This is a genomic window from Pseudomonas sp. NPDC087626, from assembly GCF_044743405.1.
Taxonomy (GTDB): domain Bacteria; phylum Pseudomonadota; class Gammaproteobacteria; order Pseudomonadales; family Pseudomonadaceae; genus Aquipseudomonas.
In genome coordinates, this window is the sequence record NZ_JBIUWJ010000026.1 from 1 (window position 1) to 20,643 (window position 20,643).

Genomic DNA, 20,643 nt, shown 5'->3' on the forward strand with positions numbered 1-20,643 from the left:
GCGGCCCCCCAAATCAATGTCGGAGTACGGGCATGCCGAGCCTAAGCGAGGCACCGAGTGGTGGGGAAAGAGCGTTTTGCTTACTTTTGCGCTGTCCAAAAGTGAGCCGGCCGTCAGGGCGGAACCATAGGAGGCCGTTACCGCAAGAATGGATATGTACTCCGCCTAATCCAACCCCCCCAGAGGCCGCCACGGGAGCAAGCTTCCTCGCCACAGGCCGCTACAAAGTTGTGTAGATACCTATGCCCATCGCGGGCAAGCCCGCTCCCACGGGGGCTCATACCTGTGGGAGCGGGCTTGCCCGCGATGACGGTCCAGAGCGTACTCAGCCCGTATCGGCGCCTACAGTTCGCCGGGGAGGGGAGGCAGGTCGATTGGCTGTTTGCTGCCCTGCTTTTGCGCGCTGCGCCATGCCGCCGGGGGCATGCCGAACTGGGTGATGAACCAGCGGGTAAAGGAACTGGCCATGGAGTAGCCAAGCATGTCGGCGATGCGTCCCAGGGTGTAGTTGGGGTTGTCCAGGTAGCGCAGCACCAGGTCGCGCCGGACTTCGTTGACCAGGTCGTTGAAGGCGCAGCCATCTTCCTTGAGCCGGCGCTGCAGGGTGCGCACGTTCATGCCCTGGGTCTGGGCGATCTGCTCGATGGTCGCGCGCCCCATGGGCAGCAACAGATAGATGGCCTTGCGCACCTCAAACAACATCGAGGCGCCCTCATGGCTCAGCAACGAGTCCAGGTAGCTCTGTGCATAGCGGGCCATGGCCGGGTCGGCATGGGGGTTGGTCATGTCCAGGCTGGCATCGGAACAGACAATGCCGTTGAACTCACTGCCGAACTCCAGGGTGCAGCCAAACAGCCGCCGATGCAGTTGCAGGTTATCGGGAGGCTGGTGGGTGAAATGCACGCGGTAAGGATGCCAATGGCTGCCGAGCAAGGCGGCGCACAGGCGGAACATCACCCCGATTGCCAGCTCAGTGGCCTGGCGCGAGGGCATGGGCGTCTCGGTGACCACTTCTTCACGAATGATCACCATCTTGCCGGCTTCTTCGATGAAAATCGCCAGCGAATCGTTCATCAGGTGCCGGTAGTGCACCACCACCTGCAAGGCATCGCGCAAGGTCCGCTGGTGGCTGAGCAACAGGCTGACCACACCGAAATCCGAGAGTTGGCGCGACTCGGCCATGCTCAGGCCGAAGGTCTGGCAGCCACTGGCCAGGGCCGAGTCTTCCAGCAGGCGCACGGCGGCATCGATCGGGATACGCTGTTCCGGGGCGAGCAACTGGGCGCGACTGAGGCCGACCCCGGCCATCACATCGCGTGGGTTGAACCCCAGGTACTGGGTGACTTCCAGGTAGTTGGTCAAGACGGCGGCGCGAACAAGCTTGGTCATGCGGAAGTCTTTCCTGAGCCGATTGCGATGGAAGCGAGCGGGGCGACTATATCCAGCACCTGATCAATTGAACAGTTGTGAAGTCAGCACTAGTCTGCCGCCAATTGTGCTCCGGGGCAGGCGCGCTGACACCCGCCATCGGCGTCCACCCATTGATTACAGTGGGCTGGCGCGTAACCGTCGAGTTTTTTGACCAGCGGTCGTGCCAACGCCCCGGCGGCAAATTTGTCATCAAAAGAAAAGTCACTGACGTCTAATGAAAAGCACCGGGGGTAGGCGCTCTTTAATGTCAGCACTACAAAAAGCTTCTGGCGATAGAGCCAGTCGAGTCATCGAGAAAGCGTAGGTGTTGAAGTGGACAAATTGCAGACTGCCGCAACCGTTCTGATCGTACCGGGCTTGCGCGAGCACGTTGCCGAGCATTGGCAAACGTTGCTGGCCGAGCAACTTTGCAAGGTGCGCAGCGTTCCCCCACTGACCACCGACAAACTGGATTGCGCCAAGCGCGTCGAGGCGATCCAGCACGCGCTGGAGCAGATCGACGGGCCGGTGATCCTGGTGGCCCACAGTGCCGGTGTGCTGATGGTCGCGCACTGGGCCGCCCGCCACACACGTGCGATCAAGGGCGCCCTGTTGGCCGCGCCACCCGACCTCGATGCCGCCTGGCCGCAAGGCTACCCATCCCCTGAAACCTTGCGCACCCAAGGTTGGGACCCGCTACCCAATGGCCCGCTGCCGTTCCGCAGCCTGGTCGCCGCCAGCACCAATGATCACCTGGCCAGCCTACAAGCCGTGCAACGCATGGCCCAGGGCTGGGGCGCCGAACTGCGCAACGTCGGCGCGGTCGGTCATCTCAACCCGGCCGCGGGCTTCGGCCCCTGGCCACAGGCCTACACCCTGATCCAGGAACTGGATCGTTAGTCCAGGCACCGCAAGACCCCGAGTCAACCGGCTATTGCCCTCATTGCTGATCAGCGTCAACCCCTGGAACAAGGGGTGACGAGAGGGCGGCTGCGCTTAAAACAACTACAAAAAGGCGGAGACACGTTAATGCACAACAATAAGAGTCACGGTTTCACCCCATCGCGTTACACCTTGCTGGCCTCGGCCATCCTCGCCGCCAGCATGCCGGTGGCCCACGGTTTTGAACTCGACACGGGGAACCCGGACTGGACCGCGCGCCTGGACAACACCGTCAAGTACAACTACGGGGTACGCACTGAAAGCGCCGACAAACGCATGTTGGCGACACCCAACAACAACGATGGCGACTACAACTTTCGCAAGGCCGGTACCAACATCAGCAACCGTATCGACCTGTTGACCGAGATGGACGTGGTCTACAAGAACAGCATGGGCTTTCGGGTGAGCGCCGCCAGCTGGTACGACAAGGCCTATGAGAACGCTGGCTCGAACTCCAATCCGTTCGTCAACGGCAACGATGCGCGCTCCGGCCTGGTGGCCAATGACCCACGCCTGGCGGGTGTCACGGGCGACAATGTCGGCAACGGCAGCCCGCACCTGAGCAACTACGCCCAGCGTTACTACACCGGGCCGTCCGGGGAAATCCTCGACGCGTTCGTGTTCTACAGCACCGAAGTGGGCGAGGAGTCGTTGCTCAGCGTCAAGGCCGGCCAGCACAACGTGTTCTGGGGCGAAACCCTGCTCAACCCGGTGCACTCGGTCAGCTACGGCCAATCGGGCCTGGACCTGGCCAAGCTGGCGGCGTCGCCGGGCACTGAAGCCAAGGAGCTGTTCGTTCCGCGTAACCAGCTGTCGATGTCGTTCACCGTGAATCCGGAGCTGACCGTCGGCGCCCAGTACTTCCTCGACTGGGACGCCGCGCGCCTGCCGGAAGCCGGCACCTACTATGGCGGCTCCGACCTGGTGGGCTTCGGCGCGCAATCCTTCCTGCTCGGCAACACCAACTCCGTGGTCCCGGGCAGCCCGCTGGGCTGTGGCCTGGCACCGTGCAACGGCTTGACCAACGTGCGTCGTGGGCATGACCTGACGCCGGGCAGCAGCGGTGATTGGGGCGTGATGGCCAAATGGTCTCCGGCCTGGCTGGACGGCACCCTCGGCGTCTACTACCGCAACACCTCGGACATCCTGCCGCAAGCCTGGTTGAACGCCACCGGGCTGAGCTCGGCCAACCCCAGCGGCACCCCGCCGACCGGGCAAGTGCCGGCCGTGATCAACACCCTCAACTCGTTGAGCACCAGCACCTACCAACTGGCCTATGCCGACAACATCCAGGTGTTCGGCCTGAGCCTGTCCAAGGACGTCGGTGGGGTGAGCGTCGGCTCGGACCTGAACATCCGTCACAACATGCCACTGGCGAGCATTCCGGCGATTGTCAGTTCTTCCGGGCCGCTGGGCCTGGGCGCCGGCCTTGGCCTGTTGCCGGCCCGTACTGCCGCCACCGGTGTGGTCTATGACACCCCGAGCCGGGGCGACAGCATGAGCGCCACGGGCGACACCTTGCACTGGACCCTCAACGGTCTGGTGAGCCTGCCGAAAAGCCCGCTGTACGACTCGGCCAACCTGCTCGCCGAGCTCTACTACAGCAACCTGCTCAAGCTCGATGACAAAAACGAGGCGCTGTACAAGGGCAACGGCAGCTATCGCGGGATCGACGCGCCAACCCGCGACAACTGGGGCATTGCCGTCAACTTCACGCCGACCTGGTACCAGGTGTTCCCGGGCGTCGACCTGAACATGCCGCTGTCGGTCAACGTCGGTCTGGACGGTGTCTCGCCAGTCTCCGGCGGGGGCGCCAAGGACACCGGCAACTACGCAGTCGGCTTCGGCGCCGTGGCGTACAACAAATACTTTGTCGACCTCAAGTACGTCGATTCCTTCGGCAAGTCCGACAAGTGCGACAACAGTGGTTCGAGCACCGGCGCAGCCAATGCCGGCAGCGGCGACGGCTCGACCCCGAACGCCTTCAGCGGTAACGAAAACTACGCCTGCTATGGCGGGGGCTACTCAGCCTTTTCCGGTGGCGGAGCCACTACCCAAGACCGTGGTGCCCTGTACCTGACGATGAAAACCACGTTTTAACTCACGAATCGCTGACTCGAATCAGCAGGAGAATAACAAGATGAAATTCGTGCACACCGTGTTGGCCGCCTCACTGGCCCTGGTCATAGCCGGCCAGGCCCAAGCCGCCGTCTCCGCCCAGGAAGCCGCCAAGCTGGGCAGCAGCCTGACCCTGGTCGGGGCAGAAAAGGCCGGCAATGCCGATGGCTCGATTCCCGCCTACAGCGGCGGCCTGACCACGCCACCGGCCAGCTTCAAGGCCGGCGACAGCATGCGTCCGGACCCTTTTGCCGATGAGAAGCCGGTGCTGGTGATCGACGGCAAGAATGCCGAGCAGTACAAGGGCGCGCTGACGGCGACCACTCTGGAGCTGGCCAAGCGTTTCCCGACCTTTCACGTCAACGTCTACCCGACCCACCGCACCGTCACCTTGCCCAAGGCCGTGCTGGACAATGGCCTGAAGAACGCCACCGGCGCCAAGTCCCTGGACGGCGGCCTGGCTATCGACAACGTGCTGCCCGGCGTACCGTTCCCGATCCCGCAGTCGGGCAATGAGGCGATGTGGAACTTCCTGCTGCGCTACCAGGGGGTCAACATCAACTCCAAGTACGACTCCTGGAACGTCGACTCCGCCGGCGTGGCGAGCCTGGCGATCACCGGCCAGGCAATGATTTCCTACCCGATCTACGAAAACCTCGCGCAGCCCATCAGCAGTGCCGACGTGTACTACCAGATGAAGCTGTCGTACACCGGTCCTGCACGCCGGGCCGGCGAAGCGATCATGCTCAAGGACGCCGCCAACCCGCTGCAACAACCACGTCGCGCCTGGCAATACCTGCCTGGCCAGCGTCGCGTCAAGCTGGCCCCGAACCTGGCCTACGACACACCGAACCCAGGTACCGCCGGCGCGGGCACCTACGACGATGTATTCGTGTTCAACGGGGCGCTGGACCGCTACGACTGGAAGCTGGTGGGCAAGCAGGAAATGATCGTGCCCTACAACACCTACAAGCTGACCTACGCCCAGGATCCGAAGGCGCTGGCGACCCCCAATCACCTGGCCCCGGACTATGTACGCTGGGAAAAACACCGGGTGTGGGTGGTCGAGGGCAACCTCAAGGCCGGCGCCCGGCACATCTACCAGAAACGCCGCTTCTACCTCGATGAAGACAGCTGGACCGCTCTGGCCTCAGACCAGTACGACGCCCGTGGCCAACTGTATCGCGGCTCCTTCGCGTTTCTCAGCCAGAGCTATGACAAGCAGATCCCGGATTCCACGCCTTTCATGATCTACGACCTGGTCGGTGGCTCCTACAACATCAACGGTGTGGTCGGCCCGTACGGCGGCATCAAGTACATCGAGCCACTCTCCAAGGCGCAGTGGTCGCCGGAGTCCCTGGCAGGTTCGGGCATTCGCTGATCGGCAAGGACGCCAGGTGTCAACGCCAGGCCACACGGTTGTGTGGCCTGGCGCAGTTTTTCGAAGAGGACGCGGTATGGGTTCGTACAAAAAGTACCTGCAATGGGCGCTGGGCGCCGTGCTTGCCGTTGGCCAGGGCCTGACATTGGCCGCTGGCTACGTCGATGTCCTAGACCTGCCAGCCAAAGTCAGCCCGCTGGCGGTGCGCAGCCCGTTGTCAGGCATGGCGCGGGCCGGCGAGCGACTGATCGCGGTCGGCCAGCGTGGCCATATTCTGTATTCCGACGACAGCGGCACCCACTGGCAACAAGCCGTGGTGCCGGTGAGCGCGGATCTCAACGCGGTGAGTTTTCCATCGCCAGAGCAAGGCTGGGCGGTGGGTAACGACGGCGTGGTGTTGCACAGCAGCGATGCTGGGGCGAGCTGGACCAGACAACTCGACGGACGCCAGATCGGCGCCTTGCTGGTCAAGCATTACGGCGACCTGGCCAGGGCCGAGCCGGGTGACGAGCGCTGGGCGCAACTGGCAGACGAAGGCCAGCGCATGGTGGAGCAGGGCGCCGACAAGCCGTTGCTCGACGTCTGGTTCGCCAACGACCAACTCGGTTATGTGGTCGGCGTGTTCAACCTGATCCTGCGCACCGAGGATGGTGGCTTGACCTGGACGCCGTTCCAGGACCGCACCGACAACCCCCAGGGCTTCCACCTGAACGCCATCGCCTCCACCGGCGATGCGCTGTACATCGCCGGCGAGCAGGGCTTGATGCTGCGCTGGAATGAGGTCGGGCAACGCTTCGTGGCCTTGACTACGCCTTACCAGGGCAGCTTTTTCGGGGTGCTCGGCAAACCCGGCGAGGTGCTTGCCTACGGTTTGCGCGGCAACGTGCTGCGCAGTGTCGATGGCGGCCTGAGCTGGACGCCGCTGGACACGGGCCTGCACACCAGCATCACCGCCGGCCTGCTCGACACCAAGGGCCAGTACCACTTGTTCACCCAGGGCGGGCAGGTGCTGCTGAGCCAGGGGCCTGGCGCGCAGTTGCACCTGGTGCCGCAAGCCGCGCCCACACCGGTGACCGGTGCCACCCAGGCCGTCAATGGCGCGCTGGTGGTAGTGGGCAGCCGTGGTGCACGGGCGCTGGCCGCCGAATAAGACCTCGAATCCTTAGAGCGAGAACCCAGACATGGGCAATATCAAGCAAGACACCATGCCGGTCATCCGCGACGTGCGTGACTTCGACCAACGCTCCGGCAACCGCCTGGAGCGCCTGGTGTTCAACTACCGGCCGCTGTTCATGTTGTTGATGGCGCTGGCGACCCTGGTGCTGGGCTATATGGCCGCCACGCGCCTGGAATTGCGCCCCAGCTTTGAAAGAATGATTCCGCAAAGCCAGCCCTACATCCAGAACTACCTGGAGAACCGCCAGTCCCTGCGCGGCCTGGGCAACTCGGTGCGGGTGGTGGTCGAGACCACCCAGGGCGATATCTTCGACCCGGCCTACCTGGACGTGCTCAAGCAGGTCAACGATCAGTTGTTCCTCACCGAAGGCGTCGACCGCGCCTGGATGAAGTCGTTGTGGAGCCCGGCCGTGCGCTGGACTGAAGTCACCGAGGAAGGCTTCCAGGGTGGTCCGGTGATGCCCGATACCTATGAGGGCAAGCCCGAGCAGATCGAGCAGTTGCGCCAGAACATCGCCCGGGCCGGCATCGTCGGCAGCCTGGTGGCCAGTGACTACAAGTCGAGCATGCTGATCATCCCGCTGCTGGACAAGGCCGCCGCCGGTGGCCAGCCGATCAACTACCACGCGTTCTCGCAGATGCTCGAAGAGCAACTGCGCGACAAGATCGAGTATGCCGGCGACAAGGCCGCCCACGCGTCCGGGGAGGAGGGCAAGGGCCCGTACAAGGTCCGGGTGATCGGTTTCGCCAAGCTGATGGGCGACCTGATCGATGGCCTGATCCAGGTGATGATGTTCTTCGGCCTGGCGGTAGTGACCTCGCTGCTGATCATCTACCTCTATACCCGTTGCGTGCGCAGTACCTTGCTGGTGGTTGGCTGCTCGCTGATCGCGGTGGTCTGGCAACTGGGCATCGTCGCCTGGCTGGGTTATGCCATCGACCCCTATTCAGTGCTGGTGCCGTTCCTGATCTTCGCCATTGGCGTGTCCCATGCCGCGCAGAAAATGAACGGGATCATGCAGGACATCGCCCGTGGCACCCACAAGTTGATCGCCGCGCGCTACACCTTTCGCCGCCTGTTCATTGCCGGGGTCACCGCACTGCTGGCGGACGCCGTGGGGTTCGCGGTGCTGATGCTGATCGACATCCCGGTGATCAAGGACCTGGCCATCAGCGCCAGCATTGGCGTTGCGGTGTTGATCTTTACCTCCTTGTTGTTGATGCCGGTGGCGCTGTCCTATGTCGGTGTCGGCCGCAAGGCGGCCGAGCGCGCCCTGAAGATCGACACCCGGGCCGACGGCCACAAGGGCTTTGGCAAGCTGTGGGACTGGCTCGACCGTTTCACCAGCGCCAAGTGGGCCACGGGCGCAGTGCTGGTGGCCCTGGTGATGGGCATCGGCGGCTTCATGATCAGCCTGCAACTGCAGATCGGCGACCTGGAAAGTGGGGCCCCGGAGCTGCGCGCCGATTCTCGCTACAACCGCGACAACGCCTACATCACCCAGCACTACGCGCTGTCCAGCGACCTGTTCGCGGTGATGATCAAGACCGCCCCCGAAGGCTGCCTGAACTACAAGACCCTGGTACTCGCCGACCGACTGGCCTGGGAGCTGCAGCAGTCACCGGGCGTGCAGGCGACCACCTCGCTGGTCAATGCCGTGCGCCAGATCACTGCGGGCACCTATGAGGGCAACCCCAAGCTCAACAGCATCCAGCGCAACCAGGACGTCTTGAACTATGCGGCCCAGCAGGCCTCGGTCAACTCCCCGGAGTTGTTCAACACCGATTGCTCGCTGATGCCGGTGATTGCCTACCTCAAGGACCACAAGGCCCAGACCCTGGATGAGGTGGTGGCCATCGCCGATAAATTCGCCCGCGACAACAGCAGCGAAGATCGCCAGTTCCTGCTGGCCGCCGGCAGCGCCGGGATCGAGGCGGCCACCAATATCGTGGTACGCGAAGCCAATCGCAGCATGCTGCTGTATGTCTACGCGGCGGTCACGCTGTTCTGCCTGATTACCTTCCGCAGTTGGCGGGCAACCCTGGTGGCGCTGCTGCCTTTGGTACTGACCTCGATCCTTTGCGAAGCGCTGATGGTGGTCATGGGCATCGGCGTCAAGGTCGCAACGCTGCCGGTGATCGCCCTGGGTGTGGGGATCGGCGTGGACTACGCCTTGTACCTGCTCAGTGTGCAACTGCAGTACCAGCGCCAGGGCCTGCCATTGGCCCAGGCCTACCGCAATGCCGTGTCGTTCACCGGCCGGGTCGTGGGCCTGGTCGGCATCACCCTGGCCGCCGGCGTGGTGTGCTGGGTCTGGTCGCCGATCAAGTTCCAGGCGGACATGGGCATCCTGCTGACCTTCATGTTCCTGTGGAACATGCTGGGTGCGCTGATCCTGATTCCGGCCCTGTCGTACTTCCTGCTGCGAGACCCGGCGCTGGAGCGTCGGCTGGCAGCCGAAAACCCCGTGGCCCCCGCCGGTGCAACCGGTACATCCCAACGTCAGGGCACACCTGATGCACTGACAACTTGTGAGAAAGCCAACTATGTCTGATTACAAAGCCCCTTTGCGTGACATGCAGTTTGTCCTCAATGAGGTGTTCCAGGTCTCCAGGTTATGGGCGCAATTGCCGGGCCTGGCCGAGGTCATCGATCAAGAGACAGCCGCGGCGATCCTCGAGGAGGCCGGCAAGATCAGTGCACAAGTGATCGCGCCACTCAACCGCAGCAGTGACGAGCAAGGCTGTGGTTGGGACAACGGCAAGGTGACTGCACCCCAGGGGTTCGCCGAGGCGTACCAGGCATTTGCCGAAGGTGGCTGGGTGGGTGTTGGCGGCGATCCGCAGTTTGGTGGCATGGGCATGCCCAAGGCGATTTCGGCCCAGGTCGAGGAGATGGTCAACTCGGCCAGCCTGTCGTTTGGCCTGTACCCGATGCTGACTGCCGGCGCTTGCCTGTCGATCAACGCCCATGCCAGCCAGGCGCTCAAGCAACGCTACCTGCCGAACATGTACGCCGGCACCTGGACCGGTTCGATGTGCCTGACCGAAGCCCATGCGGGCACCGACCTGGGGCTGATTCGCACCCGCGCCGAGCCGGCAGCCGATGGCAGTTACCGGATCAGCGGCAGCAAGATCTTCATCACCGGCGGTGAGCACGACCTGACCGAGAACATCATCCACCTGGTGCTGGCGCGACTGCCGGATGCACCCGCCGGGCCCAAGGGCATTTCCCTGTTCCTGGTGCCCAAGGTGCTGGTCAACGACGATGGCTCACTGGGCGCCAGCAATGCGCTGTCGTGCGGCTCGATCGAGCACAAGATGGGCATCAAGGCTTCCGCCACCTGCGTGATGAACTTCGACGGCGCCACCGGTTGGATCGTCGATGCGCCAAACAAGGGCCTGGCCGCGATGTTCACCATGATGAACTACGAGCGCTTGGGCGTGGGTATCCAGGGCCTGGCGTTGGGTGAACGCTCCTACCAGAACGCGGTCGAGTATGCCCGCGATCGCTTGCAGAGCCGCGCACCAACGGGGCCGCAGGCTACCGACAAGGTCGCCGACCCGATCATCGTGCATGCGGATGTGCGACGCATGTTGCTGACCATGAAAGCCCTCAACGAGGGTGGCCGGGCCTTTTCCAGCTACGTCGCGCTGCAACTGGACACTGCCAAGTACAGCGAAGATTCGGCAACCCGCACTCGCGCCCAGGAGTTGGTGTCCTTGCTGACGCCGGTGGCCAAGGCGTTCCTCACCGACATGGGCCTGGAAACCACGGTGCACGGCCAGCAGGTGTTCGGCGGCCACGGCTACATCCGCGAGTGGGGGCAGGAGCAACTGGTGCGTGATGTGCGGATCACCCAGATCTACGAAGGCACCAACGGCATTCAGTCCCTGGATCTGGCCGGACGCAAGATCGTCGGCAGCGGCGGGGCGCTGTACCGCCTGTTCGCTGCAGAAATACGCCACTTCATCGCCAATGCCGGAACCGGGACCGACATGGGCAAGTTCTGCAAGCCGCTGGGCGCCGCCGTGGACAATCTCGATGAACTGACCGCCTGGCTGCTGGATCGGGCGCAGGACAACCCGAATGAAATCGGCGCGGCCTCGGTGGAGTACCTGCAAGTGTTCGGCTACACCGCCTACGCCTATATGTGGGCGCTGATGGCCCAGGCGGCCATGGGCAAGGCCCATGAAGACGAGTTCTATGCCAGCAAGCTTTGCACCGCGCGTTTCTATTTCGCCCGCCTGTTGCCGCGCATCCATTCGTTGAGCGCCTCGGTCAGGGCCGGTAGCGCCTGCCTGTATGAACTGCCAGCCGCGCAGTTCTGATTGAACGGACAAGGAACCCCAGCATGATCGCGACAAAAATCATTCCTCCGGCCGCCGGCGCCTATGCCTATCCTCTGCTGATCAAGCAGTTGCTGCTGTCCGGGGTGCGCTACGAGCCAGGGCGGGAAATCGTCTACGCCGACAAACTGCGCTACAGCTACCAGACCCTCAATAAGCGGATCCGCCGCCTGGCCAACGCCTTGACCGCCGCCGGCGTCAAGGCCGGGGACACCGTGGCCTTGCTCGACTGGGACAGCCACCGCTACCTGGAGTGTTTCTTTGCCGTGCCGATGATCGGCGCGGTACTGCACACCGTGAACATTCGCCTGTCGGCGGAGCAGGTGCTCTTCACCATGAACCACGCCGAGGATGACCTGGTGCTGGTGCATGACGACTTCCTGCCCCTGGTCGAACAGTTGCAAGGGCAACTGACGACGGTCAAAGGTTACCTGCAACTGACCGACGAGACGGCAGCCGACACCTGCCTGCCGGTGGTGGGGGAGTACGAGCAACTGCTGGCCGAAGCCGCGGACCAGTACGACTTCCCCGACTTCGATGAAAACTCGGTGGCGACGCTGTTCTACACCACAGGAACCACCGGCGACCCGAAAGGCGTGTATTTCACCCACCGCCAACTGGTGCTGCACACCCTCAATGCGGTGGGCACCCTGGGGGTCTATCAAGGCCTGCCGCTGTTGCGCTCCGATGATGTGTACATGCCCATCACCCCGATGTTCCATGTGCATGCCTGGGGCGTGCCCTATGTCGCCACACTCATGGGCCTCAAGCAGGTGTACCCGGGGCGCTATGAGCCCAATCGCCTGGTGCAGTTGTACCGTGAGGAGAAGGTTACGTTTTCCCACTGTGTGCCGACCATTTTGCAGATGATCCTCAACTGCGAGGCTGGCAAGCACAGTCGTTTTGATGGCTGGAAGATGCTCCTCGGCGGCAGTGCGCTGACCCTGGGCATTGCCAGCGAAGCCAGCGCCAGGGGCATCCAGGTGCACAGTGGCTACGGCATGTCGGAAACCTGCCCGGTGCTCTGCACCACCTACCTGCGCACCGAGGATCTGCAGCAACCGATGCAGGACCAACTGGCCACGCGCATCAAGACCGGGGTGCCGGTGCCAATGGTCGACCTGAAAATCATCGATGCCGCAGGCAATGATGTGCCCCACGACGGCGAAGCCCAGGGCGAAATCGTGGTGCGCGCACCCTGGTTGACCCAGGGTTATCTGAAGGAGCCGCAAAAGGGCGCCGAACTGTGGCAGGGCGGTTGGCTGCACACTGGCGACATGGCATCGATCGATGCCATGGGCGGTGTGGAAATCAAGGACCGGATCAAGGATGTGATCAAGACGGGCGGGGAGTGGATCAGTTCCCTGGAACTGGAAAGCCTGATCAGCGAGCACACGGCAGTGATGTCGGTGGCAGTGGTGGGCATTGTCGACGAGCAGTGGGGTGAACGGCCCATGGCCCTGGTGGTGTGCGAGCCCGGGCATTACCTCGACCGCAAGATCCTCGAAGCGCACTTGCAGAGCTTTGTCGACATCGGGCGGATCAACAAGTGGGCGATCCCCAAGCAATTCAAGTTCGTCAGCGAGATCCCCAAGACCAGCGTCGGCAAGATCAACAAGAAGCTGATCCGCGAGCAAGCAACCAGCTGAAACCTGGGTGGCCGCTGCCGGCGGTCACTCCGTTGCCGCCGGTTTGGCCAGGGAGATGCCGGCGGCTGAAAGGCGCTTGAGGATCTCGAACAGCAGGTCGCTCTTGATCTTGCCGACAACTCTCGGGCTGCTGACATAGCCGGTGACGGTCAGGGTGATGCCGTCGGGCGTCAACTTGCTGAAGCGCACGAAGGGGGCAGGGTGGTCGAGGATGTTCTCGTGTTCGCAGTAGGTGTTGAACAGCAGGTCGTTGACCTGCTCGGGATCGATATCCAGTGCGAAGGTCAGCTCCAGCGTTGCCACCCCCTGGGCGCTACCGCCCAGGGTCACGTTGCGCAGGTTCTGGGAAATCAGCTGAGAATTGGGGACGATCACTATGGAGCGGTCGCTGAGCTGGATTTCCGTGGCCCTGACATTGATCCGCCGAATGTCGCCTTCGACCCCACTGATACTGATCAAGTCGCCGACCTTGACCGGGCGCTCGGTCAGCAGAATCAGGCCGGAGACGAAGTTCTTGACGATCTCCTGCAGCCCAAAACCAATGCCCACCGACAAGGCGCTGACGATCCAGGCCAGGTTGGTCCACTGCACGCCCAGCGATGACAGGGTGAGCAGAATCACCAGGGCGTAACCGATATTGGCAAACAGCGTGCTCAGGGACGCACACATGCCGGGGTCCATCGCGGTCTTGGGCAGGAACTCGTTGTCCAGCCAGCGGCGCAGTGAGCGGATCAGGTAGATGCCAATCAACAACGCCAGCACCGCGTTGAGCAAGTGCCCGGGAATGATGTTCAGTTTGCGCAAGCCCGCACCGCCGAGAATCTCCAGGGCCTGGGCGAACAGTTGGCCGAAGGTGGTGCCCACGCCGCCCACCAGCAGCGCAATCAAGGCGAACAACAGCATGCTCGCGCGGCCAACCCCCGACAGCACAGTCGAAACCTGCTCCAGGCGTGCATCGCCAATCCCCAGCAACTGCTTGAGCGCCTTGCCGCTGGCTTGCCTGGGGGAAAACAGGTACTCGCAAAGGTCCTTGAACAGCTGTATCAGCAGGTAGAAACCGGAGAACACAATGAAGATCCAGACCATTTCATAGGTGATGAACCGGGCCAGCGAGATGTAGCCAATCAACAGCGCCAGCATGGAGACCACGATCGCCAGGCTGGCGAACGCGTACATCAGCCCGGCCAGGGTGGTGCCGGCCTCCGGGGCCTCACCGCTGGCGGCCACGGCCCGGCGGATCTTGCTGGTGCGCAACAGCAGGATCGCAAGGATCAGGGTCACGATCAGCGCAGTCACCCCACGCCCGAAAATCACCGCCTGGGGGCTCATGCCGCTGACGTTGGCGATCTGCGACAGCGTTACCAGGACCAGTAGCACGCCCGCCAGGATCTGCGGAAAGTGTTCCATCGCCAGGGCCACAGGGTCGGCAATCGCCGGCAGTCGCCAGGAAGGATGGCGGGTCGAAAGCAAGGCGCGGCTCAGGCCGGTAATCAGCACGCAGGTGTACACCAGCTTTTCGATTTCTTCGGCCAGGCTTTGCAGCATGGGGGTCAATGGCAGTTGCCGCGTCACCGCATAAAACAGCAACTGCAAGGCGCAGGCAGCGGTCAGCAACGTGGCCAGGATCGACGCCAGTGCCAGGGAACTACGGCGCAACCGGCCTTCGGGCATGCGATGAATGCACACCCAGAACAGCCCCCGCTCAGCGACGCTGCGGCCCAGGGTCCAGACCGCCAGTGCCAGCAGCAGCAACAGACTGCTGACCAGGCGCTGGCCCGGCTGCCACACCGAGGCCAGGGTGGCGCCAATCTCCTGCAGCACCGCACTGAGCCGTTGCCGGTCCGTAGCTTGCGGAGCAATCAACGGCCGCCAGAAATTCGGGTTGAGGATACTGTTGATACGCTGCGTCACTTCGCTTTCCAGCAGACTGCGGCGCAGGGCGGCAATCTGGGTGGTCAGCTCGGTGGCACTGGCCTTGAGCCCGGCCAGGGCTTTCAAACTGCTGTCGAGCTTGTCTTTCTGCTCGATGATATGGATGCGCTGGATCGCAATGTCGGTATTTTCCGGCGCCTGTTCGTCAGCGGAGGCGGGGCCCAGCACCCCCAATTGGGCCTGGAGCTGGGCCTGCACCGGCAGCAGCGCCGACTGCTGCCGCTCGACGTCGTTAAGGTAGGTCTGAATCAAATCCTGCAGGCTGACCAGTTGGGACAGGGTGTCGGCCAGCGACACCTGCTGCTTGAGGCCATCGAGCCGGGCCTGCAAGCCCGGCAACTCATTCTGCGCAACGACGAACGTCGCCTGATCAGCCTTGGCCACCAGGCTGGCTGGGCTGGAGTCCGCGGCCGAGGCAATGGACCCCGACCCGCACAGGACGAGCACCAGCAACCACATCGATTTCCACGCATTGCCCATAGCTGCGCCCGGTCCTGTGGTGAATCACTTGCCCTGGGGCTCAGAACCGTTCGGCGATGTATTTGAACGGATAGTTGATAGTCTTGTACTCGCCGACCTTGCGCTTGGGCAGCCTGACTCGTGGTTGCTTGATGGCTTCGTAGGGAATGTGCTCCAGCAGGTGAGTGATCACATTCAGCCGCACCGACTTCTTGTTCTCCGAGCGGGCCACATGCCAGGGCGCCCACCCCGAATCGGTAGCCTGGAACATCTCGTCGCGCGCACGGGTGTATTCATCCCAACGGTTGTAGGACTTGATATCCATGGGCGAGAGTTTCCAGGTCTTGCGCCCGTCGGTGATGCGCTCCTTGAGGCGACGGCTTTGTTCCTCCGGACTGACCTCCAGCCAGTACTTGAACAGCAGGATCCCGGAGTTGACCATCAGCCGCTCGTAACCCGGCGTCAGCTCAAGGAACCCGCGCGCCTGATCCTCGGTGCAGAACCCCATGACCCGTTCCACACCCGCGCGGTTGTACCAACTGCGGTCGAAAATCACCACTTCGCCAGCGGACGGCATGTGCGGCATATAGCGCTGCAGGTACATCTGCGATTTTTCCCGCTCCGACGGAGCAGGCAAGGCCACCACCCGAAAGATCCGCGGGCTCACGCGCTCAGTCAGCGCCTTGATCGTGCCGCCTTTGCCCGCACCATCACGGCCTTCAAACACAATGACCACCTTGGCCCCCGTGGCAACCACCCATTGCTGCAACTTCACCAGCTCGACGTGCAGGGCGGCAAGTTGCTTCTCGTAGTCCTTGCGACCGAGCGGCGCGGGAGGCTGCGCTTTCGCAAGCGCCTGTTTCTTCTTGCTCATTAACCAAACTCCGATAAGGATCCGAACTCAAGCGTAGTCAGGATAACCGCACAACGCTAACTGCACCGGACATAGATCAGTAACTGTGGAGTAGGGTGATCGGAAGCGACTCAACGCCCACCGATATATAACTCAACTAAATAGACCTTTAGTTGAGTTATAAGTTATAGAAATATCAAGGGCAGGGTACACCCCGCATTTAATGGATGAACGCTGAAGATGCTCCCTATTATGTATGAGCGAGCTCGCTCGCGAAGAACGTCAACGATAACGCGCAAATCCAGTAAATCCCCATCCATCACCAGCACAACGAACCCGGAAATTGTGGAATAGGGAAATAACCAACATCGTCAAAAAAGCCGAAAAACTGCTATTTCCTACAGCAGCCGAAACCACGAAAGGCCGAAATACAGGGCTTCCAGCGCCTTCAGGTGTATACCAGCAGAACAAATACGGATAAGCGTTCACACGAAGAACCGAGGTCCATATCAATCAGGCTCGGCGCCATGACCGCCACAGAACGGCAACACACGCTGGACGTTGCGGATGGCAAAGACGGATCTACGCCCCAGGATGGTTGAACCCGTAACCACGGCGATCCAGGGCAATAGTAAGACCCCGGGAGGTTTTCATTGCGTACACAACAGAACACCCAGGCCGACGGCTAAGCACGTAAGCGCCATGAACCAATTCACAACCTGGCAGGTAAAGCAGCCACAGCTGGAACTGACGAGCGCCCAACAGCGCGAAACTAACCAACGTGGTGCTGATGAAAGTACTGAGATCGTCGTTGGTCAAGGTAGCGGATCATCACCAGGAACGTGGTGCACAAGAGGCATTGGGATTGCCAGTGACATCGCAAGGCAGCAAGCTGGACCCGGGGGACTGATTAGTAGGTAGTGCCTGTCTTCAAATCTGACCTCCAGAGCCCCTGGGCTCCCCATACGGCACTTCGCATAATGTATATTATGTTAAATGAAGGATATGTTCATCGCACACCACTTCGCAAACCGTCATACAACTCCACAAATCTGCGGACGATTTCCCTCACGCCGATCCTCAACCGACCTAGCCGCCCACGCGACCAGATCGGCATTACTCAACACAACCCCGTTAACCGTGACAAGCCCTGGCCAACAACATTCGCGCTCTACCCAGCACCGGCGCATCGACCATTGCTCCATCAACCTTGAACGCTGCTTCACCAGACTCAGCCGCGTTGACCACCCGTTGCGCCCATGCGATTTCTTCAGCACTGGGTGCCAGCGCAGCATGCACCACCGGCACCTGGCGTGGATGGATGCACAAGGCGCCTGCCATGCCCATGTCGCCGCCTCGGCGCATGAACTCGGCCAGTCCGCTGTCGTCCTCGAAGGCTGGATAGACGCTGTCCATTGGCGGTTGCAGGTGGTTCACCCGCGAATGCAGCAACAGCGCAAAACGGGTCTGGTCGAACACGGTTTCAGCGCCTGGGCTGCCAGGTTTCAAACCCAGGTCAAGCGCGAGATCGAGCGCCCCGAACGTCAATCGCTGCACGCCGGCACACGATGCAATGGCGCCTATTGAAAGCACGCCCAGAGCGCTCTCGATGATCGGCCAAACAAGTTTCCCGCTGCTTGCAACGTGGTGCACCTGGGCTGCAGATTCGGCCTTTGGCAGCACAATTGCGATCACCCCAGGCTGCTGGCGACAGAGCTCCAGGTCAGCTTCATGTTCAGCGGTTCCTGCCGCATTGATCCGCAGCAGAACGCGGGCATCCGGCTGCTGCTGGAAGAAAGCCGCCAGATGCTCACGGGCCGATGCTTTATCCGCCTGAGCCACCGCATCTTCGAAATCGACAATCACCACGTCGGCACCACTGGCCAACGCCTTGGCAAAACGCTCAGGACGGTTGCCCGGCACAAACAGCGCCGAGCGCACCAACAGACTGGACATAAATACGCCTCCCTCAACCGTTCTGGACAATGCCTGCTTCGCTCAGGCGTTGAATGTCTACTGCGCTGTAACCCAGCTCGGCGAGGACGGCGCCGCTGTGCTCACCCAGCCCCGGTACCGCCGCCATGCGCGGTGCAAATGCGTTGCTGTTGGCCGGCGGCAACAGCGTCGGCAGGTTGCCTACCGGGCTGGCGACTTCTGTCCAGCGGCCTCGTGCCTTGAGCTGCGGATGCTCCCAGACACCTGACATCTCGTTGACCTGGGCGTTGGCGATTTGCGCGGCATCCAGTCTTTCGATAATGGTCGCGGCGTCCAGCTGTGCGAAGACATCGAAGATGATCGCGCGCAAGGCCTGGCGGTTGTCCGAGCGTTTGAAATTGGCGCTGAAGCGTTCGTCGTCTCGCAGCTCGGGACGTTGAAGCACTCGTTCGCAGAATTGCCCCCATTCGCGCTCGTTTTGCAGGCCGATCATCACCGTACCGCCGTCGCCTGACGGGAACGGTCCATAGGGATAAATCGTCGCGTGGGACGCGCCTGTGCGCTGCGGCGGCGTGGCGTCTTCGAAGGCGTAGTACAGCGGGAAGCCCATCCATTCCACCAGGCTTTCCAACATCGAAATCTCGACACGACTGCCCTGCCCGGTCCTGCCCCGCAGCAGCAGTGCCGAGAGAATGCCGCTGTAGGCGTACATGCCGGCAGAAATGTCGGCGATCGAGCAACCCGCCTTGGCCATGCCCTCCTCCGCGGCGTTACCGGTCACGGAGAGAAAGCCGCTTTCGCTCTGGATCAGCAGGTCGTAGGCCTTCTTGTCCTGGTAGGTGCCGCCTTCGCCATAGCCGGAAATGTCGCAGACAATCAGTTGCGGGTAGTCCTTGTGCAGTGCCTCGAACGATAAGCCCATACGCGCGGCGGCGCCCGGTGCAAGGTTCTGTACCAGCACGTCCGCTTGCTGCAAGAGTTGCTCGAGAATGACTTGGGCTTCCTGCTGTTTGAGATCAAGCGCGAGGCTTTCTTTCGAGCGATTGGTCCAGACGAAATGCGAGGCCATGCCGCGCACGCGCTGGTCATAGCCACGGGCGAAGTCGCCGCTGCCAGGACGCTCGACCTTGATCACCCGTGCACCGAGATCCGCCAGTTGCCGCGTGCAGAATGGCGCGGCGATCGCGTGTTCCAGACTGACAACGGTAATGCCATCGAGAGGGCGTAGATTCAGGGTCTTATCAGTCATGAATAGGGCCCTCAAAAGCTGCGCGGCAGTTCGAGCAGGTGCTCGGCGACGTAGGACAGGATCAGGTTGGTCGAGATCGGCGCGACCTGGTACAGGCGTGTTTCGCGGAATTTGCGCTCGACGTCGTACTCGCAGGCGAAACCGAAACCGCCGTGGGTTTGCAGGCACGCATTGGCGGCTTCCCATGAAGCCTTCGCGGCCAGGTACTTGGCCATGTTGGCGCTGGCGCCAGCGTTGATCCCGCTGTCGTACTCTTCACAAGCACGCCAGCGCATCAGGTCGGCCGCTTCGATTTCGATATGAGCCTCGGCAATCGGGAATTGCACGCCCTGGTTCTGCCCGATGGGACGACCAAACACCACGCGGTCGCGGGCATAAGCGCTGGCCTTCTCGACGAACCAGCGACCGTCGCCGATGCACTCGGCCGCGATCAGGGTGCGCTCGGCGTTCAGGCCGTCGAGGATGTATTTGAAGCCCTTGCCCTCCTCCCCGATCAGGCTGTCGGCAGGAATCTGGAGGTTGTCGAAGAACAACTCGTTGGTCTCGTGGTTGACCATGTTGGCGATCGGCTGCACGGTCAGGCCGTTGCCGATGGCTTCACGCAGGTCGACCAGGAAAATCGACATGCCCTCGGACTTTTTCTTCACCTGCGCCAGCGGCGTAGTGCGCGCCAGCAGGATCATCAGGTCGGAATGCTGGATGCGTGAGATCCACACCTTTTGCCCGTTGATCACATACTTGTCGCCCTTGCGCACGGCGCTGGTCTTGATTTTGGTGGTGTCGGTCCCGGTGGTAGGCTCGGTGACGCCCATCGATTGCAAGCGCAATTCGCCGCTGGCGAGTTTCGGCAGGTAATAGCTTTTCTGCGCCTCGCTGCCGTTTCGCAGCAGGGTGAACATGTTGTACATCTGCCCGTGCACAGTGCCGGAGTTACCACCGCAACGGTTGACTTCCTCGAGGATCACCGAGGCTTCGGCAAGGCCCAGGCCCGAGCCGCCGTATTGCACCGGGATCATCGCCGCCAGCCAACCGGCCTTGGTCAATGTCTCGACGAAGTCTTCCGGGAAGCCTTTTTGCTCGTCGATTCCACGCCAGTAGGCGGCATCGAATTCAGCGCACAACGCACGCACACCTTCTCGGATCGCATTGAGTTCATCACTGTGGGGATTCATCGATTTTCCTCGGTTCT

13 protein-coding genes are annotated in these 20,643 nt (G+C 62.0%); 7 read left to right on the forward strand and 6 right to left on the reverse strand.

The annotated features are described in order from the left end of the window. Window positions 1-342 precede the first annotated feature (342 nt). On the reverse strand, window positions 343-1,389 hold the full coding sequence (locus tag ACIOVD_RS20100; protein ID WP_159995966.1) for an AraC family transcriptional regulator: 1,047 nt from the start codon (window positions 1,387-1,389) through the stop codon (window positions 343-345). A 354-nt stretch (window positions 1,390-1,743) separates the two neighbouring features. Between ACIOVD_RS20100 and ACIOVD_RS20105 the strand changes: the two genes are divergently transcribed. The 7 genes from ACIOVD_RS20105 (at window position 1,744) to ACIOVD_RS20135 (ending at window position 13,026) form a co-directional block, all read left to right on the forward strand. After that, window positions 1,744-2,310 (forward strand): alpha/beta hydrolase, encoded by a 567-nt coding sequence (locus ACIOVD_RS20105; RefSeq protein ID WP_159995968.1) that lies wholly within the window; start codon window positions 1,744-1,746, stop codon window positions 2,308-2,310. Window positions 2,311-2,439: 129 nt separating this feature from the next. Continuing rightward, entirely contained in the window at window positions 2,440-4,452 is a 2,013-nt protein-coding gene (locus ACIOVD_RS20110) for a DUF1302 domain-containing protein (RefSeq protein ID WP_095170091.1), read from the forward strand. Window positions 4,453-4,492: 40 nt separating this feature from the next. Then, window positions 4,493-5,851, forward strand: coding sequence for a DUF1329 domain-containing protein (locus ACIOVD_RS20115; protein WP_095170090.1), 1,359 nt, complete (start codon window positions 4,493-4,495; stop codon window positions 5,849-5,851). 76 nt (window positions 5,852-5,927) lie between these two features. Then, on the forward strand, window positions 5,928-7,001 hold the full coding sequence (locus ACIOVD_RS20120) for a WD40/YVTN/BNR-like repeat-containing protein (protein ID WP_401129844.1): 1,074 nt from the start codon (window positions 5,928-5,930) through the stop codon (window positions 6,999-7,001). A gap of 31 nt (window positions 7,002-7,032) precedes the next feature. Continuing rightward, the gene (locus tag ACIOVD_RS20125; RefSeq protein WP_401129846.1) at window positions 7,033-9,582 is read left to right on the forward strand and encodes an RND family transporter; all 2,550 of its coding nucleotides are present in this window, start codon (window positions 7,033-7,035) and stop codon (window positions 9,580-9,582) included. After that, window positions 9,575-11,359, forward strand: coding sequence for an acyl-CoA dehydrogenase C-terminal domain-containing protein (locus ACIOVD_RS20130; protein WP_401129848.1), 1,785 nt, complete (start codon window positions 9,575-9,577; stop codon window positions 11,357-11,359). Before ACIOVD_RS20125 ends, ACIOVD_RS20130 begins: the two co-directional genes overlap by 8 nt. Window positions 11,360-11,382: 23 nt before the next feature. Then, the gene (locus ACIOVD_RS20135; protein WP_095170086.1) at window positions 11,383-13,026 is read left to right on the forward strand and encodes a fatty acid--CoA ligase; all 1,644 of its coding nucleotides are present in this window, start codon (window positions 11,383-11,385) and stop codon (window positions 13,024-13,026) included. A 24-nt stretch (window positions 13,027-13,050) separates the two neighbouring features. On the opposite strand, the gene ACIOVD_RS20140 is transcribed toward ACIOVD_RS20135, so the two are convergent. The 5 genes from ACIOVD_RS20140 to ACIOVD_RS20160 all read right to left on the reverse strand — a co-directional run bounded on the left by ACIOVD_RS20140 (window position 13,051) and on the right by ACIOVD_RS20160 (window position 20,626). After that, the gene (locus ACIOVD_RS20140) at window positions 13,051-15,438 is read right to left on the reverse strand and encodes a DUF3772 domain-containing protein (RefSeq protein ID WP_401129850.1); all 2,388 of its coding nucleotides are present in this window, start codon (window positions 15,436-15,438) and stop codon (window positions 13,051-13,053) included. A gap of 40 nt (window positions 15,439-15,478) precedes the next feature. Further along, window positions 15,479-16,291, reverse strand: a complete 813-nt coding sequence (gene ppk2 / locus ACIOVD_RS20145; protein ID WP_095170084.1) for a polyphosphate kinase 2 — start codon at window positions 16,289-16,291, stop codon at window positions 15,479-15,481. Window positions 16,292-17,404: 1,113 nt separating this feature from the next. Beyond that, window positions 17,405-18,226 carry an HpcH/HpaI aldolase/citrate lyase family protein gene (locus ACIOVD_RS20150; protein WP_401129852.1) on the reverse strand — a complete coding sequence of 274 codons (822 nt, stop codon included), beginning with the start codon at window positions 18,224-18,226 and terminating at the stop codon, window positions 17,405-17,407. Window positions 18,227-18,239: 13 nt separating this feature from the next. Beyond that, window positions 18,240-19,454 (reverse strand): CaiB/BaiF CoA transferase family protein, encoded by a 1,215-nt coding sequence (locus ACIOVD_RS20155; RefSeq protein ID WP_401129854.1) that lies wholly within the window; start codon window positions 19,452-19,454, stop codon window positions 18,240-18,242. Between the two features lie 11 nt (window positions 19,455-19,465). Continuing rightward, window positions 19,466-20,626 (reverse strand): acyl-CoA dehydrogenase family protein, encoded by a 1,161-nt coding sequence (locus tag ACIOVD_RS20160; protein WP_095170081.1) that lies wholly within the window; start codon window positions 20,624-20,626, stop codon window positions 19,466-19,468. Window positions 20,627-20,643: the final 17 nt, after the last annotated feature.